Origin of the sequence: Croceicoccus sp. YJ47, from assembly GCF_016745095.1 — a bacterium.
Lineage (GTDB): Bacteria > Pseudomonadota > Alphaproteobacteria > Sphingomonadales > Sphingomonadaceae > Croceicoccus.
The window spans coordinates 511,379-527,391 of record NZ_CP067087.1 but is presented as its reverse complement, the minus strand read 5'-3'; the positions used below and the strand labels follow the sequence as shown (position 1 = coordinate 527,391).

At 66.1% G+C, this 16,013-nt stretch carries 13 protein-coding genes, 2 tRNA genes and 2 pseudogenes; 7 read left to right on the top strand and 10 right to left on the bottom strand.

Going from position 1 to position 16,013, the window contains the following annotated elements; all coding sequences use genetic code 11:
* Positions 1 to 12: 12 nt before the first annotated feature.
* Genes JD971_RS02500 through JD971_RS16445 form a run of 5 tightly spaced genes read right to left on the bottom strand, consistent with a single transcriptional unit; the run spans position 13 to position 6,787 of the window.
* Positions 13 to 1,458, bottom strand: a complete 1,446-nt coding sequence (locus JD971_RS02500; RefSeq protein ID WP_202085706.1) for a carbohydrate porin — start codon at positions 1,456 to 1,458, stop codon at positions 13 to 15.
* Positions 1,459 to 1,486: 28 nt separating this feature from the next.
* Complete coding sequence (locus tag JD971_RS02495; RefSeq protein WP_202085705.1) at positions 1,487 to 3,214, bottom strand: fructose-specific PTS transporter subunit EIIC; 1,728 nt, start codon at positions 3,212 to 3,214, stop codon at positions 1,487 to 1,489.
* A complete protein-coding gene (gene pfkB / locus JD971_RS02490) occupies positions 3,211 to 4,233 on the bottom strand; it encodes a 1-phosphofructokinase (protein ID WP_202085704.1) in 1,023 nt (340 codons plus the stop codon). Before pfkB ends, JD971_RS02495 begins: the two co-directional genes overlap by 4 nt.
* Positions 4,230 to 6,074, bottom strand: coding sequence for a phosphoenolpyruvate--protein phosphotransferase (ptsP, locus tag JD971_RS02485; protein ID WP_236672231.1), 1,845 nt, complete (start codon positions 6,072 to 6,074; stop codon positions 4,230 to 4,232). Before ptsP ends, pfkB begins: the two co-directional genes overlap by 4 nt.
* Positions 5,960 to 6,787, bottom strand: a complete 828-nt coding sequence (locus JD971_RS16445; protein WP_236672230.1) for a PTS sugar transporter subunit IIA — start codon at positions 6,785 to 6,787, stop codon at positions 5,960 to 5,962. The genes ptsP and JD971_RS16445 overlap by 115 nt, the downstream gene beginning before the upstream one ends.
* Positions 6,788 to 6,937: 150 nt before the next feature.
* Between JD971_RS16445 and JD971_RS02480 the strand changes: the two are divergent.
* From JD971_RS02480 to JD971_RS02455, 6 genes and pseudogenes are all read left to right on the top strand, one after another.
* Positions 6,938 to 7,915 (top strand): annotated as a pseudogene (locus JD971_RS02480) (LacI family DNA-binding transcriptional regulator); the annotation flags it as partial.
* 43 nt (positions 7,916 to 7,958) lie between these two features.
* Positions 7,959 to 8,819, top strand: coding sequence for a shikimate 5-dehydrogenase (locus JD971_RS02475; protein ID WP_202085702.1), 861 nt, complete (start codon positions 7,959 to 7,961; stop codon positions 8,817 to 8,819).
* Between the two features lie 69 nt (positions 8,820 to 8,888).
* The gene (locus JD971_RS02470; protein WP_202087278.1) at positions 8,889 to 9,887 is read left to right on the top strand and encodes a class 1 fructose-bisphosphatase; all 999 of its coding nucleotides are present in this window, start codon (positions 8,889 to 8,891) and stop codon (positions 9,885 to 9,887) included.
* A gap of 117 nt (positions 9,888 to 10,004) precedes the next feature.
* On the top strand, positions 10,005 to 10,394 hold the full coding sequence (locus tag JD971_RS02465) for a hypothetical protein (protein ID WP_202085700.1): 390 nt from the start codon (positions 10,005 to 10,007) through the stop codon (positions 10,392 to 10,394).
* Between the two features lie 538 nt (positions 10,395 to 10,932).
* The gene (locus tag JD971_RS02460; RefSeq protein WP_202085698.1) at positions 10,933 to 11,226 is read left to right on the top strand and encodes a hypothetical protein; all 294 of its coding nucleotides are present in this window, start codon (positions 10,933 to 10,935) and stop codon (positions 11,224 to 11,226) included.
* 124 nt (positions 11,227 to 11,350) lie between these two features.
* A complete protein-coding gene (locus JD971_RS02455) occupies positions 11,351 to 12,232 on the top strand; it encodes a GyrI-like domain-containing protein (protein ID WP_236672229.1) in 882 nt (293 codons plus the stop codon).
* 371 nt (positions 12,233 to 12,603) lie between these two features.
* On the opposite strand, the gene JD971_RS02450 is transcribed toward JD971_RS02455, so the two are convergent.
* Positions 12,604 to 12,680, bottom strand: a tRNA-Pro gene (locus JD971_RS02450).
* Positions 12,681 to 12,771: 91 nt separating this feature from the next.
* Positions 12,772 to 12,847, bottom strand: a tRNA-Ile gene (locus tag JD971_RS02445).
* Between the two features lie 296 nt (positions 12,848 to 13,143).
* Here JD971_RS02445 and JD971_RS02440 point away from each other — a divergent pair.
* Positions 13,144 to 13,605, top strand: a complete 462-nt coding sequence (locus JD971_RS02440; RefSeq protein WP_202085694.1) for an Lrp/AsnC family transcriptional regulator — start codon at positions 13,144 to 13,146, stop codon at positions 13,603 to 13,605.
* 27 nt (positions 13,606 to 13,632) lie between these two features.
* On the opposite strand, the gene accC is transcribed toward JD971_RS02440, so the two are convergent.
* The 3 genes and pseudogenes from accC to JD971_RS02425 form a co-directional block, all read right to left on the bottom strand.
* The gene (gene accC, locus JD971_RS02435; protein WP_202085693.1) at positions 13,633 to 14,982 is read right to left on the bottom strand and encodes an acetyl-CoA carboxylase biotin carboxylase subunit; all 1,350 of its coding nucleotides are present in this window, start codon (positions 14,980 to 14,982) and stop codon (positions 13,633 to 13,635) included.
* Between the two features lie 7 nt (positions 14,983 to 14,989).
* Positions 14,990 to 15,475: pseudogene (accB, locus tag JD971_RS02430) on the bottom strand (acetyl-CoA carboxylase biotin carboxyl carrier protein).
* Positions 15,476 to 15,590: 115 nt separating this feature from the next.
* The gene (locus JD971_RS02425; RefSeq protein ID WP_202085692.1) at positions 15,591 to 16,001 is read right to left on the bottom strand and encodes a holin family protein; all 411 of its coding nucleotides are present in this window, start codon (positions 15,999 to 16,001) and stop codon (positions 15,591 to 15,593) included.
* Between the last annotated feature and the right edge of the window lie 12 nt (positions 16,002 to 16,013).

Below are 16,013 nucleotides of genomic sequence, written 5' to 3'. Positions count from 1 at the left end.
CGCCGGCGAGGATCAGCGCGCGGCGCCCAGAAGGGTCGGCCCGTCGATCGTGAATTTCAGGCCGAGCACCAGCGCATCGGGAATATCCGTGGTGCGGAACGGGGCGCCGGTCTGATCCGGGTCGATGATATATTGCACGTTCGGCGATATGCGGATCGCGGGCGTGAGCTGCATGCCGTAATGCAATTCCGCCATGTATTGGTGCCGTGCAATATCCGTGGTTCCGCCCGCCGACGCGCGCGCGGCGCCCATGCGCGCGATGGCGAGGTCGGAAAAACGCTGATCCGTGATCATGATGCCGAACGTATCGGTGTCGCGGCCCGCGAACGTGCCGGTCTGCACGGCGCCCGCCGCCCGGAAATCCGACAGCTCCACCTCGCCCGAAAGATTGGTCATGACCACGCCGAACAGCGACAGGCCGCGCGGATCGCCGTTTCCGGCGCCGGTGACTTTCTGTTCGGCGCGGAGGTAGAGGCCCGACCGGCCCCGACGCTCCAGCGGATCGCGCCCGCTCAGGATCGCGATGCCGCCCGCCTCGTCGCGAAGGGGATCGGCATATTTGCCCCGGTCGATCCACCCGCCGAGGATATAGCGGCCGGGCAGCCCGGACACCAATCCCGCATCCGGCGTATATTCGACCTCCCACGGCACGACGACGCCGGTCGCGCCCGAAAAGTCGAAGACAAAACCGTTGTCGTCGGCGCGCTTACGCTCGGGATTGACCTCGTAGACGCCAACATGGAGCGCGATGTCGTCGGTGAAGGCGGCGCGGGCATGCGCCATCCAGCTCGACGCCGGGAAATAGGTGAAATTGCTGTTCTTGAAGACGAAGGTGGGATTGCCGCAGATCGCATTGCTCTGAAAATGGCAGTAGAGCGGCGAATTGAGGAAATGGATATTGGCGACGCTCTTGCCCGCCTCGATCATGAGCCGGTCGTCAAGCAAGCGCTGTTCGTAGGTGAGGATGGCGAGATGCGTGTTCTGCGTGCCGAAAACCTCCTGAACCGAGGTGTTGTTGCCGATCGCCACGTCGGTCAGGCTCTTGCCATGGCGGTTGGTGACCGCGGCGTGCACCGTGCCGCCCGAAAGGCCGGCGATACGCTCCATGTCGAGATCGGCTCCGACATAGATCTGCCCGGTATAGGCCGCGTCCCTGCGGATCCCGCCGGTGAGATTGGTGGCGCCCTCGCCGGTATAGCTGATCGCGAGGGTGATGCCCTCATCGGCGAAAGGCTGGTACGCGGCGCGCGGGCCCGTGGCCGGTTCGGGAAGCGAGGGCGGCGGCAGGTCGGCGGGGTCCGCCACGGCGCTGCCCGCGTCGCGCGCCACCTGCGCCGCCGCAGGCGATGCGACGATAAGGGCGGGCACGAGAGCGAGAGCGGCGGTCACCGCGTGGCGCGCGAAAGGCGCAGGCGTGGCGGGCAGGGCAGCGCCCGCCCGGACAGAGGTTCCGGACATGGAAAGATACTCCTTGGGGAGGGATGCGTTACGCGGGCGACGTGCCGGTGGCGGCGGGCGGCGCCGCGCGTTTGAGAAGGCCGATCAGCGCCGCGCTCACCGCCGTCCCTGCGACGATCGCCAGCGCGTAGAGCGCCACATGCGTCACCGCGCCGGGTATCGGCAGCACGAAGATCCCGCCGTGGGGCACGCGCAGCTGAACGCCCGCCACCATGGAAATGGCCCCGGCGGTCGACGACCCGGCGATGAAGGCCGGGATCATGCGAAGCGGGTCGCGCGCGGCAAACGGAATGGCCCCTTCGGTCACGAAGGCGAGGCCCAGCACCGCCGCCGCGCCGCCGGCCTCGCGCTCCTCTGCGGAAAAGCGGGCGGCGAAGAGCCGGGTTGCCAGTGCGGCGGCGAGCGGCGGGGTCATGCCGGCGGCCATCACCGCGGCCATCGGGGCGTAAATATTGCTGGCAAGGGCGCCGATGCCGAAGGCGTAGGCCGCCTTGTTCACCGGGCCGCCCATGTCGAAGGCCATCATCGCGCCGAGGATGAGGCCGAGCACGATCGCGCTCGACCCCTGCATCGCGCGGAGCCATTCGGTCATCGCCGACAGCGCGAGCGCAACCGGCGCACCGATGGCGTAGATCATCAACAATCCGGTGATCAGCGTGCCCAGCACCGGCAGCACCAGCACCGGCATCAACCCGCGCAGGTTCTTGGGCAACACGATCACGCGGTTGAGCCAGTACACGCCGTAGCCCGCGACGAAACCGGCCACGATTCCGCCCAGGAACCCGGCGCCCAGCGAATTGGCGAGCATGCCGCCGATCATGCCGGGCGCGATACCCGGCCTGTCCGCGATGGAAAACGCGATATAGCCCGCCAGCGCCGGCACGATCAGCGCAAAGCCGCCCTCCGCCCCGATCCGGAACAGCGCATGGGCCAGCGTGCCCTCGGCTGCCTCGGCATTGGCGTCGATCCCGCCCAGCGCGAACGCCATGGCGATGAGCAGCCCGCCCGCCACCACGAAGGGCAGCATGAAGGACACGCCGGTCATCAAATGCTTGTAAGGGCCGGTCCGCTCCTTCGCCGCGGGTTGGGCGGTGTCCTGCGCGGCGGCGGTGTCGCCTTGCACCGATGCTTCGGCGAGGGCGCGTTCGATGAGAGCGGCGCCGCCGGAGATGGCGGGCTTCGTGCTGGACGAAAATACACGCTTGCAGGCGAATCGGGACCGGTCCACCTCCCGGTCGGCGGCGATGATGACGACATCCGCCGCCGCGATTTCCGCATCGGAGAGCGGCTCTCCCGCACCGACCGAGCCTTGCGTTTCGACGCGGATCGCATGGCCGAGCCGTTTGGCGCCTTCCTGCAACCCCTCCGCCGCCATGAAGGTATGGGCGATGCCGGTGGGGCAGGACGTGACCGCGACGATGCGACGGTTCGCGGCCACAGGGGCGGTGTCGGCAGGCCCGGTTCCGTTCTCGCCAAATACCGCATCCGGGTCGGCCAGCACGGCGTCCAGCGTCATGCACCGATCCGCGCGTTCGACGAGATCGGGCGCCATGGCGTCCTGCGGGCCGATCAGCAGCAACGTGCCATCCGCGCCCGGCGCCCCGTCGGGCAGCGGATCGACCGCGCCGTTTGGCGTGCGCACCTCGATATCCGCCGAATGCCCCTTGGCACGCGCGGCCTTGCGCAAGGCTTCGGCGGCGAGGAAGGCGCGCACGCCTGCCGCTTCGTCGGCGACGATTACATGGAATTTGGTCATTCGGCCTCTCCCAGCCCGTTCGTGCGTTCCAGCCTTGCCGCATTGTCACGGCGCCCGTGTGTCTCAGGCTTGTCCAGCCAGAGGATTTCGACTTTTGCCGCCAATGTCGCGATCTGGTCCGCGGGGGGGAGGTTCGGTCCCTCCCGGCCCAGCTTGCCCACCGCGAAGGCCGTGGCGAGGCGGGCGATCCTTTCGAGCGGCGCCTCCTCGATCAGCGCGGCGGCGATACCGGCCACCATCGCATCGCCCGCGCCGACCGTGCTGGCGATGGTGTCCACGGAAAGGCGGGCGGTCAGCGCCCCTTCGCGCGAAACGAACAGCGCCCCGTCCTCACCCGCCGACACCACCACCAGCGCGACCCCGCGCCGGTGGAGCCTGCGCGCGGCATCGAGCAATTCATCCGTTGTTTCGACCGGCCGCCCGATCCATTCGGCGAGTTCGTCGCGATTGGGCTTCACCACATGGGGCAAGCTATCGGCATCCAGCGCCAGCCGAAGCGGCGCCCCGCTGGTGTCCAGAAGGACGGTGCCGCCCCGTTCGCGCAGCCGCGCCGTCAGGGAAGCGTAAATATCGGGCGGACATCCCGGCGGGACGCTCCCGGCGAGCACGATGAGATCGTCCCCGCGCACTGCCTGCGCCAGACCGTCGCAAAGCGTGCCCGTCATGTCGGGTGTGACCGCGATGCCGCGGAGGTTGATGTCGGTGGTGCCGGCCTCGTCCACCAGCTTGAGATTGGTGCGGGTCGCGCCGCCGACGTGCGTCATCCGGTCCGCAATGGATTTCGCGCCGAAAAGCGTATCGAACGGCGCCGCATTGTCTGAGCCCAGGAACCCGTAGGCCGCGATGTCGCCGACCGGATGTGCCGCCCGCCAATCGGCAAGGCAGCTTGCGACATTGATCCCCTTGCCGCCCGCATGGGCGCGGGCGTCGCGGGCGCGGTGCACGGCGCCGGGGGTGAGCCGGTCCAGCGTGACCGTCTGATCGATGGCGGGGTTGAGCGTGACGGTCAGCGTGCTCATGCCGTGGCGTCCTGCGCTTCGTTCGCGGCACCATGCGGTTCGGTGGGCGAGCCTTTACGGTCGAGCGCGCGAACATCGTCGGCGCTCGCGGCGTGCAGCGCGTGGCCGGCGAGCGTCTCCAGATCGGCGAGGCTGGAGGTGCGCAGCCGTGCCTTCACCGCGGGAATATCGCGCGGAGTCATGGACAGTTCCGTCACGCCGAGCCCCGCCAGGATCGCCGCTCCGAAAGGATCGCCGGCAAGCCCGCCGCACACGCCGACCCACCGGCCATGCGCCCGCGCCCCCTCGACACAGGTGGCGATGAGGTTGAGCACGGCGGGGTGAAGGCTGTCCGCCTCGCTCGCCAGTTCGGGGTTCTGCCGGTCGATGGCGAGCGCATATTGCGTGAGATCGTTGGTCCCCACCGAAAAGAAATCGGCATGTTCGGCAAGCACGCGGGCCTGCACCGCGGCGGCGGGCACCTCGATCATGATGCCGATGGGCACCGCGGGGGCGTTCAGCTCGGCCCGGATTTCCTCGCACCGGGCGCGCAGCCTGATCAGTTCCCATGCCGAGGTGATCATCGGGAACATGATGGAGAGCGGTCCGCCGCCCTTTGCCGCACGGTAAAGCGCGCGCAATTGCGGGTCGAGCAGGTCCGGCCGGCGCAGCAGCAACCGCGCGCCCCGCACGCCGAGAAACGGGTTCTCCTCCTGCGGCAGGGCCAGATGCGGGACCTGCTTGTCACCGCCGATGTCGAGCGCGCGCACGATGAGCGGGCGGCCATCGAGCGCATCGATCATCGCGCGATAGATGCCATATTGCGCGTCCTCGTCCGGGGTTTCGCCCGCCTCGAGGAACAGGAATTCGGTCCGCATCAGCCCGACCCCTTCGCCGCCCTGCGTCATTGCGAAGGAGACCTGATCGGGGCGGTTCACATTGGCGGAAACCTCGATACGCACGCCATCGCTGGTGATCGCGGGCTTGCCACGCTCGGCTTCCTGCGCCGCGCGTTGCCGGTCCAGTTTCGCGATCCAGTCGCGCGCGGATTGCAGATCCTGCGCCGCCGGATCGATCCAGATGCGCCCGCTGTCGCCGTCGACGATGGCGGTGGTGCCGGGCCGCGTCGCGAGCAGTTTCGCGCCGCCCGCCACGACCGACGGCAGGCCGAGCGTCCGGGCAAGGATCGCGCTATGCGACGTTGGCCCGCCCAGTGCGGTGGCGATGCCCGCCACCCGTTCGGTGTCGAGCGTGGCGGTGTCCGACGGGGAAAGGTCGGACGCGACGAGGATCACCGGCGTATCGGGAAGATCGGCCAGCGACCCGTTCGACAACGACGGATCGAGCTGTGCCAGGACGCGGCGGCCCACATCGCGCAGATCCGCGGCCCGCGCCGCCAGCACCGGATTGCCAAGCGCCGCGAAACGCCCGGCGATCCGTTCCACCGCATTGTGCCATGACCAGGCGACCCCGTGCCCTTCCACCATCATCTGACACGCGAGGGTGATGAGGTCGGTATCGTCGAGCAATTCGGCCTGCGCCGTGAAGATCGCCGCATCGCCTGCGCCCAGCCGCCGGGTCGTGTCATCGATCAACGCCTTCATATGCGCGCGCGTCGTGCCCAGCGCGGCATCGAGCTCGGCACCGCCCGTGACGAGATCGACCGGCGTGTCGGGCACGTCGAGTTCGGCCGCGGCCAGCACGTGGACGGTGCCAATGGCAAGGCCGGGGCTCGCCGCGACGCCGGTCACCATTTCGGCCTCGTGTTCCGGTTTCCAGCCGTGGATCGGCGCGGCGGCCTTTTCCTCGGCGCGTTCGGCATCGCGCTTTTCACGGGCGGAGAGGCTGCGCGCCGTGCGCACGAGCGCGTCGAGTGCGTCGCGCGCGCCGTCCCCTCGGCCGAGAACACGATTTCATCGCCGGCACGGAGCCCGAGTTGCAGCAGGGAGATCAGGCTGCGCGGGTCGGCGCTTTCGTTCTTGTGGCGCACGCGGAGCCGGGCCTTGCCGGACTTGGCGCTGTCGACCCAGGCGGCGGCGGGACGGGCGTGCAGGCCGGAGGGGTAGTCGACGACCCATGTCTCGCTCTGCCCGAAATCGGTGGCGTGGGCGGTTTCGCGGTCGGGTGCCTCGTCGGTTTCGAGCGCGCGGGCGATCATGTCCGGATCGTCCGCCTCGATCAGCGCGCGAAGCCGGTCCTCATCCTGAATAAGCCGGGTCAACCGGCGCAGGATGACGATGTGATTGTCGGAATTGGCGGCGATGCCGACGACCAGATGCGCAACCTGTCCGGGGTTCCATTCCACCCCGTCGCGCAGTTGGAGCACCGCGATGCCGCCGTGATGCACGAGCCCGCGATCTTCCTTCAGCCCATGCGGAATCGCGACGCCCGAACCCAGGAACGTGTTCGCCACCGCCTCGCGCGAGAGCATCGATTCGACATAGCCGGGATCGACCGCGCCGCCCGCCACGAGAAGCTGGCCTGCCTGGCGGATCGCATCGTCCTTCGACGCGGCGGTGGCGGCGATACGGATGTGCGATTTGCGCGCGTGCGTCGGCGTGGGGCCTGCCGGCATGGTGATTCTCCCGCTGGGTACGTTTCTTATGCGTGCGAGAAAACGTTTTCTCGACGTCTTTGTCAAGGGGTGGCTTGCTCTGCACCGTGATATTCGCCATCGTCGCACCGTTCGGACCACGCGATACGCGCAAAGAAAGAGAACGTTTTCATGGCAGTCGGCATCCGCGATGTGGCACGGGAAGCCAATGTCTCCCCCGCCACCGTTTCCCGCGTGCTCGGCGGAAAGCCGGTCAATCCGGCCATGCGCGAACGGGTGTTGCAGGCCGTCGAACGCACAGGCTACCGCCCCAATCTCGCCGCCCGGCGGCTGCGCTCGCAGCGGTCCAACACCATCGGGCTGATCGTCGCCGACATCCGCAACCCGTTCTTCACCGCCGTATCCCGCACGATCGAGGACATCGCGGCGCAGCGCGGGATGCGCGTCATCCTGTGCAACACGGACGAGGACGCCGCGAAGGAGGCCGCCTATCTCGATCTCATGGCGCAGGAGCGGGTGAGCGGGGTGATCCTGGCCCCCGCGCGGAGGAAGGATGGCGGGCGCCGGCCTCCGCCCAGGCCGGATTTTCCCGTCGTGCTCATCGACCGGACGATGCCGGGCGCGACGTTCGATTGCGTGATCCTCGAAAATGCGGCGATGGCCGGTGAGCTGGTCGACCATCTCGCACAGGCGGGGCACAGGCGGATCGTCGGCCTGTTCGGCGCCGACAGCGGGACCGGGCGCGAACGGCGCGAAGGGTTCGAGGAGGCATCGGCCCGGCACGCACTCGACGCGACGAGCCACCTTATCCCCCATGGCGAGACGGAGGGCGCGCAGATGTTGCGCGATCTGCTTTGCACGGCCGAACGTCCCGATGCGATCGTGGCGAGCAACGGGGTGATGCTGCTCGGTGTGCTGCGTGCGTTGCGCGCGCTGCACATCGACGTGCCGGGCGATATCGCGCTTGCCGGGTTCGACAATAATGACTGGATGGAATTCGTGGGGCAAGGGCTGACCGTGATAGAACAGCCGGTGGAGGATATCGGTGCCACGGCCATGACGATGCTGCTCGACCGGATCGACAATCCGGATGCCGCCGCGCGCCGGGTCGTGCTGCGCGGACAGCTCATCGCGCGCGGGTCCACCGTCGCCTCGGCGGGCACAAGCCGGCCCCCGGAACAGGAGCCCCTGCATGAACACGAAACCACCACTCGGTCCCGCAACCCGGCTCTGCATGTCGCTGTCGGGGCGGCCGGGGCGTTCGGGCACGATCTTCCACAACCGGCTCTACGAATTGCTGGGTCTCGATTATATCTACAAATCGTTCGGGACCACCGACCTTGCCGCGGCGGTCGCGGGCATTCGGGGGCTGGGCATTCGCGGCTGCGCGATCTCTATGCCGTTCAAGGAGGATGTCATCGCGCTGATCGACAGGGTGGAACCGTCGGCGCGCGCGATCGACAGCGTGAATACCATCGTCAATGACGATGGCGTGCTCACCGGCCACAACACCGATTTCGTGGCGGTGCGCGATCTTGTCGCGGCGGCGGGAATCGCGCCCACGACCCCCTTCGTCGTGCGCGGCAGCGGCGGCATGGCCAAGGCGGTGACGGCTGCGTTGCGCGATCTCGGCTTTGGCACGGGCACCATCGTGGCGCGGAACCGCGATACGGGGCCGGCACTGGCCGAAAAATACGGCTATGGCTGGCGTGCCGATCTGGGCGAACCGGGCGCGGCCATGCTGATCAACGTGACACCGCTCGGCATGGAGGGTGCTGATGCGGACGCGCTGGCCTTTCCGCCGGTGCATGTCGAGGCGGCGGATGTCGCGTTCGACGTCGTGGCGCAGCCGGTCGAGACGCCCTTCGTCAAAATGTCGCGCGCGCAGGGCAAACGCGTGCTAACCGGGGCCAGTGTCATCGTGCTTCAGGCGGTCCGGCAATTCGTGCTCTATACCGGGCACACGCCGACGCCCGCGATGATCGAGGAGGCCGCCGCGCTCGCCCATGGGCAGGAGGCCGCCGCCGAAATTGCCGCCGTGCTGGCTGCCTGAAAGCGCAGGAGAATGAACGACATGACGACGACGGACACGATGACCCGGGACGACACCGCAACGCCCCGCATGACCGGGCGCCCCACGTTGAGCCGGTTCCTCATCGATCAGCAACGCCGACCCGACTCGACCTGTCCGGCGGAACTGCGCCTGCTGATCGAGACGATCGCGCGGGCCTGCAAGGTGATCAATCACGCCATTTCCAAAGGCGCGCTCGGCGACGTGCTCGGCAGTCTTCAGTCCGAGAACGTGCAGGGCGAGGTGCAGAAGAAGCTGGACGTGATCGCCAACGACCTGCTGCTCGACGCGAACGAATGGGGCGGGCATCTCGCGGGCATGGCGTCGGAGGAGATGGAGGCGATCCACCCCATCCCGAACCGTTATCCCAAGGGCGAATATCTGTTGCTGTTCGATCCGATCGACGGATCGAGCAATGTCGATGTCGATCTTTCGGTGGGCACGATCTTCTCGATCCTGCGCGCGCCGGAGGACAGCGCGGGCCGCGACGTGCGCGAGGCCGATTTCCTCCAACCCGGCCGGTGCCAGGTGGCCTCTGGCTACGCGATCTACGGGCCGCAGACGCTCATGGTGCTGAGCGTGGGGACGGGCGTGTATGAATTCACGCTCGACAGCGAGATCGGGTCGTGGCGGATGACCGACGGGCCGATCACGATACCCGACGGCACGCCCGAATTCGCGATCAACATGGCGCGGCGGCGGCAATGGTCGCCCGCCATCGCCCGCTTTGTCGAAGAGCGTATTCTCGGCACCGAAGGGCCGCTCGGCAAGGATTACAACATGCGCTGGACCGCCTCGATGGTGGCGGACGTGCACCGTATTCTGAAGCGTGGCGGCGTGTTCCTCTACCCCGGCGATCACCGGCGGGACGGCAAGGCGAAGCTGCGCCTGCTTTATGAGGCGAACCCGATGAGCTTCCTGATCGAGCAGGCCGGCGGCGCGGCAACCGACGGCGCCACGCGGATTTTGGACATAGACCCGGTCGGCCTGCATCAGCGCGTCGGCGTCATCCTCGGCGATGGCGAGGAGGTGGCCGCCGCGACGCCGTAGCGACCGGACCATCGGCGCATGTGCGGCGCGTCATGGCCGTGGGGTTATGGCGGGTTCGGGCGGAATCGCAGGTTTCCCGACACGATACCGCCGACCCCACGCCATTTGAAACGGGCGATGGCCGTGCCGCTCTGGCCGAAATTTCGCACGCGCTGGGCGAAGCGCAACTCGCAAACGGCGGCAGCCATTGTCGATCAAAGGTCGTATGCGTCGCATCGGGCCGATGATGGTCTGCGGCTCCGGGCTTCCTGTCGTGACCTTCAGGAATTTTGCATGAGCATAAAACGAATCGTTTCGGAGCAGCGCAATGCAGCCAATTTTTTGTCTGGCGTGATTATGGCTGGCCTGCTGCTGTTCTGGCTCTGGGCAGCACTCGATTGGATATTAGCATTGGGATGGAACGCTGATCCGCAAATACTCTGGGTTGCGCCATTGATGGCGATCTTCGGCTATGGTTTGCGGTTTGTCTGCATGGCGATTCTTCGGTTTGTGGAGAGCAATTACTGACGTCAGCCGGGTGCCCGAGATGCCTGGACGCAGCGCCAAGGTGTGTATGGGGGGACGGCGTTAGCGAGGCCGCTCCCGGACCGATGATTTGCTGCCCGCAAAGAGCGTGAAGCGGTCGTTCCGCAAGGGACGTTTGTGAGGCTCCTTGGCGCGGGCATTTCGGCGAACTGGCGCGCACGGTTTTACAAGAGCGGTCCTTCGCCGTTTCGCCCTATCTCCTGGCGGCATACGGGCATGGGCGGCTCAAACGGCCCACCGCGCTGGAACGGGGTCGCGGCGATGCATGGTCCATTGGCACCGGCGTTCGCGCGGTCCTGCCCGGATCGCTGAACGGCGTGGCGGAGGTCGCCTATGCCAGGGACACGCTGCGCGATGCGGGCGGCGTCCGCCTCACCGCGAGCCTTGGCCGCAGCTTCTGAATGCGCGGCGCGCCTTGATGGATACCCGATCACGCAGGCAAGCGAACGGGCGAAGTGATGGTCATCGGCTTCGCCCATGGTGATCTGTTGTCGGGAACGGCGCGCTCGCGACCGATCCGATGGCCGCGCGCGAGGCACGGGATTACGCCATCCTTCGCGGCACGCTGACGGTTTCGGAAGATTACGATTTGCAGGTCAGCGCCGGCATATTGTCCGTGCGGGCCCGGCCAGCAACGATCCCCGCGCGGGAAGTTGCAAGCCACGGGAACATCGGTCAATCGCCTGCGAATGATCGGGATACACTCGATTTCTGCAACACACTTGCCCCCTGCGCCTCCGTTGCGGGCGATGCGGATCGGGAGCAGGTCGAAGCAGAGGACGACAGGCTGCCGTTCCGTCCACGGCCGTCGTAGCAACAGCCTCCCGCCAAGCCTTGGCGGGCATCCCGTTTCGAACGCGATCGCGCCGAACCGCAAGATCGGTCGGGCAATATGCCCGAACCTGCGCCAGGATGGTGTCGCCACGATGGAGCGGACAGTGACGACAGCACTTCAACATTACCATGACCGGATGAAACGGGCGCTCGATCATATCGATCGGCATCTCGTCGATCCGCTGAATCTCGACACGATCAGTGCCGTCGCGGCCTTTTCCAAGTTTCATTTCCACCGGCAATTTTCCGCGACTTTTGGGCTGTCCGTGCATCGCTACGTGCAGCTCGGGCGGATGAAGCGTGCGTCGTTCCGGCTGGCCTATCGTCACGATCACAGCGTTACCCGGATCGCGATGGATGCCGGTTACGACGCTCCCGATGCCTTTGCCCGCGCCTTTCGGCAGCGCTTCGGACAGTCGCCGTCATCGTTCCGGAAAGCACCCGACTGGGAGCCGTGGCTTGCCGCCCTCGGGCCTCTCACCAACGCGAGGAGAAAAATCATGCAACGGTCCTTCGATGCAAGCGACGTCACGATACGGGAGGCTGACGCCGTTCCGGTGGCGATCATGGAGCACCGCGGACCACCGAACGAAATTGGCGCGACCATTCGGCGGTTCATCGACTGGCGAAAGGCAAACGGACTTCCCCCGCGGAGGAGCAGGACCTTCAACATCTTCCACTCCGATCCCGGCCATACCGATCCCCGCGATTATCGAATGGATCTGTGCGCAGCGACGGAGCAGGTTTTCGACGCGGGCGAGCACGGCGTGGTGTCCGGGATCATACCGGGAGGACGCTGTGCCGTCTTGCGGATCGTGGGGCATACTGACGATCTGGAATCCGCGGCTCTCTATCTCTACCGCGACTGGCTTCCGCAAAGTGGTGAGGAGGCGCGAGACTTCCCGCTTTACTGCGAGCGCATCGCGTTCTTTCCCGACGTGCCCGAAACAGAGGCGATTGCAGAGCTGTTTCTCCCGCTCAGATAGCGGCATACACCGCGTCGCTTGTTCCCAAATCTGCCAGGGTTAGCGATCTGCGGGGCGCGGTCGGGCGCATATTGATTCGTGGGTCGACGCGATCTCTGCCTCTCGCGATCAATCCACACGACAGCTTCGGCATCGAGCAGGCAAAGGCGAATGCGCCGCATCCGCAATGGCACGCGAAGGCAGGGATCGACGAGCACGCCGGATCGAGGTCCGCATCCTGCCCCTACTGCCTGAAAACGACCGCGGCATGCTCCGCTACGCCCGTGACGGAGCCGCAAGTCCTGTGGCGACCGAGGTCGATCAACGCTTTCGAGCCCGCGCCCCACGCGCGATCGAGCATCGGAACATCGCACAAGAAAGAAAAATGAAATTGGTCGGGGAGACAGGATTCGAACCTGCGACATCCTGCTCCCAAAGCAGGCGCGCTACCGGGCTGCGCTACTCCCCGAACCGGGATCGCCTTAAAAGAGCGCGCGGGCAGGCGGCAAGCGATTTCTTTGACCGTGTGCAGAGCGGGGCCTCCGCCGGCACGGGAAAATTGGTGGGCCCGGCAGGATTCGAACCCGCGACCTAGCCGTTATGAGCGGCCAGCTCTAACCGCTGAGCTACAGGCCCGTTGGGGCAGAGCGGGTAACGCTCGCCCGCCGGTTTGGCAAGCTGCTTTGGCCCGGGCCTGCCGCGCGACACGATACGGCGCGATCCGCCAGCGGGCGCGATAAATTGCGACAGGTCGCGGATCATTGCGGCAAATCGCGTTCGCCCGCGTTGCAATGGGAAACAATTTTGCGTAGCAATCCGTTTATTACGGCATATGGCGGTTCGGCCGCTCGCTTATTGCCCGCCATGGGCGAATCATTCCAATATGGCGAAACGCAACACGCCATGGGCCATCGAAGAGGTTTGTCCGCCACATGATTCATGATGAAATCGACCGTCGCCTGCTTGCCGAGTTGCAGGAAGAAGGGCGCATAACCAACGTCGAACTGGCGCAGCGCGTCGGCCTGACCGCGCCGCCCTGCTTGCGCCGGGTTCGCGCGCTCGAGGAACGGGGCGCCATTCGCGGCTATCACGCCGATCTCGACCCAGCCGCGCTCGGCTTTACCATCACCGTTTTCGCGATGGTCAGCCTCAAGAGCCAGGCGGAGGAATCGCTCCGCGCGTTCGAGGATCAGATGGCCGAACTGCCCGAAGTGCGCGAATGCCACATGCTCAACGGTGAGATCGACTTCATCGTGAAGATCGTCAGCCGCGATCTGCAAAGCTTTCAGGAATTTTTGACGAGCAAGCTCACGCCCACGCCCAACGTCGGCAGCGTGAAGACGTCGCTCGTCATCCGTTCGTCGAAGGTAAAGCCGGGCGTCCCGCTGGAATAGGACGCCCGGGCCGATGCGGGGCGGCGCCTATTCCTCGCGCTGCTCCATCCATTCTTCCAGCCATTTGATGGTGTAGTCGCCGGTCTGGAAATCGTCCTGCCGGATCAGCGTTTCGTGAAGCGGGATCGTCGTCTTCACGCCCTCGATCACCATTTCGCCCAGCGCGCGCTTCAGGCGCATGATGCACCCTTCGCGCGTGCGCCCATACACGATCAGCTTCGCAATCATCAGATCGTAGAACGGCGGAATGCGATAGCCGGCGTAAAGCCCGCTATCGACGCGCACGTGCATCCCGCCCGCGGCGTGATAGCTCGTCACCTGTCCGGGCGAGGGGGCGAAGCTGCGCGGATCCTCGGCATTGATGCGGCATTCGATCGCATGCCCGGTAAAGCGCACTTCGTCCTGCGTCACGGAGAGCGGTTCGCCCGCCGCGATGCGGATCTGTTCGCGCACGAGGTCGAGACCGGTGATGGCCTCGGTCACCGGATGTTCGACCTGCAGCCGGGTGTTCATCTCGATGAAGTAGAACTCGCCGTTTTCCCACAGGAATTCGATCGTCCCCGCACCGCGATAGCCCATTTCGGCCATCGCATCGGCGCATGTCCGGCCCATGCGATCGCGATCGGCGTCGCTGATCACGGGGGACGGCGCTTCCTCGAGCACTTTTTGATGCCGCCGCTGAAGCGAGCAGTCGCGTTCGCCGAGGTGGATGGCATTGCCGTTGCCATCGCCGAACACCTGAAACTCGATATGGCGCGGATTGCCGAGATATTTCTCGATATAGACGGTGGAGTCGCCGAACGCGGATTTCGCCTCCGACTTCGCCTGGCTCATCAGGCTGGGCAACTCGTCGGCGTTCTGCACGACTTTCATGCCGCGCCCGCCGCCGCCCGATGCGGCCTTCACCAACACCGGATAGCCGATCTCCTCGGCAAGTTGCAGCGCCTCTTCCGCCGTTTCCACCGCGCCGTCGCTGCCGGGGACGAGCGGCAGGCCGAGTGCGCCCGCCGTGCGCTTGGCCTCGACCTTGTCGCCCATCGTGCGGATATGCTCGGGCTTCGGCCCGATCCATGCGATGCCGTGGGCCTCGACGATTTCGGCAAATTTGGCGTTTTCGGACAGGAAGCCGTAACCGGGATGGATCGCGTCCGCCCCGGTAATTTCTTCCGCCGAAATGATCGCCGCCATGTTGAGATAGCTGTCCGTCGCCGACGGCGGGCCGATGCACACGGCCTGATCGGCCAGCCGGACATGCATGGCTTCGGCATCCGCGGTCGAATGCACGGCAACCGTTTCAATGCCCATTTCCTGCGCCGCGCGATGCACGCGCAGGGCGATTTCGCCGCGATTGGCGATGAGTATCCGGGTTATCGCCATGAAAGCCTCAATCGACCACGACGAGCGGTTGATCGAATTCGACCGGCTCGGCATCGCCGACGAGGATCTGGCTGACCGTGCCGGCGCGCGGGCGCGGGGATGGCGTTCATCACCTTCATCGCCTCGACGATGAGCAGGGTTTCGCCTGCCTTCACCTTGCTGCCGACCGCGATGAACGGCGCGGCGCCCGGCTCTGCGGAGAGATAGGCCGTGCCGACCATCGGCGATTTGACCGCGTCGACCGGCGCGCCGGGCAACTCGGCCTGCTCCGCCGGAGCGGCGTTTATTGGCTGGCGCGCCAACAGCAGGCGCGGCACGGCGCGGGGGCCATGGCGTAGGCGCCAACCGGCGCGGCGCGCGAAACGCGGATTTTCCGGCTGCCTTCCTCGACCTCGATTTCGGTAAGATTGGTATCGTTGAGCATGTCGGCCAGTTCGCGCACGAGCGCGCTGTCGATGTTCATGCCCGAATTTTCGGCGGTTTTCTCGCCCATGAAAGTCCCTCGCTGCAAATCCAGCCTGTCAAAGTCTGGCGCTATGCGCGCCGAAAATCGCAATGACAAGGGGGCGGCGCCGGTAGGCCGCACCGCCCCGAGGGGTTGTTCGCGCTTAGTCGACGCCCTTCACCTTGCCCCACTGGCGCGCCGCGGTATAGCCGAGATAGCCCGTCCCGAAGAGCGCATAGAGCGGTTCGGGAAGCGCGTTGAGATAGCTTGTCATGCCCTTGCCGATCGCATGCGCAGTCGCGGGATTGAAGGCGCCGATCACCCCCATTGGGATGGCGAACAGGATGATGAGATACATCACATAGAGAAATCCGGGTCGCGCCCGGCTGGTCCATGGATCGGGCGATTGCGCCTCGGTCACGATCGCCGAAAGCCGCGCCTCGATCTGCTTGAGCTCGTGATCCGCTTCGAGGCTGAGGAGTTCCAGCTTGGCCCGATCGCGGGCTTCCTTGTCGGGGATGACCTTGTCGATGATGCGGGTGATGGGCCCGATGAGGGATTCGAGAATGGGCATGGCTGCGCTCCT

What these genes read in the sequence shown, in the direction of transcription:
- JD971_RS02500 (WP_202085706.1), bottom strand. Translation starts at nt 1,458, where the DNA reads ATGTCCGGAACCTCTGTCCGGGCGGGCGCTGCCCTGCCCGCCACGCCT.
- JD971_RS02495 (WP_202085705.1), bottom strand. Translation starts at nt 3,214, where the DNA reads ATGACCAAATTCCATGTAATCGTCGCCGACGAAGCGGCAGGCGTGCGC.
- pfkB (WP_202085704.1), bottom strand. Translation starts at nt 4,233, where the DNA reads ATGAGCACGCTGACCGTCACGCTCAACCCCGCCATCGATCAGACGGTC.
- JD971_RS16445 (WP_236672230.1), bottom strand. Translation starts at nt 6,787, where the DNA reads ATGCCGGCAGGCCCCACGCCGACGCACGCGCGCAAATCGCACATCCGT.
- JD971_RS02475 (WP_202085702.1), top strand. Translation starts at nt 7,959, where the DNA reads ATGAACACGAAACCACCACTCGGTCCCGCAACCCGGCTCTGCATGTCG.
- JD971_RS02470 (WP_202087278.1), top strand. Translation starts at nt 8,889, where the DNA reads ATGACCGGGCGCCCCACGTTGAGCCGGTTCCTCATCGATCAGCAACGC.
- JD971_RS02465 (WP_202085700.1), top strand. Translation starts at nt 10,005, where the DNA reads ATGGCCGTGCCGCTCTGGCCGAAATTTCGCACGCGCTGGGCGAAGCGC.
- JD971_RS02460 (WP_202085698.1), top strand. Translation starts at nt 10,933, where the DNA reads ATGGCCGCGCGCGAGGCACGGGATTACGCCATCCTTCGCGGCACGCTG.
- JD971_RS02440 (WP_202085694.1), top strand. Translation starts at nt 13,144, where the DNA reads ATGATTCATGATGAAATCGACCGTCGCCTGCTTGCCGAGTTGCAGGAA.
- accC (WP_202085693.1), bottom strand. Translation starts at nt 14,982, where the DNA reads ATGGCGATAACCCGGATACTCATCGCCAATCGCGGCGAAATCGCCCTG.
- JD971_RS02425 (WP_202085692.1), bottom strand. Translation starts at nt 16,001, where the DNA reads ATGCCCATTCTCGAATCCCTCATCGGGCCCATCACCCGCATCATCGAC.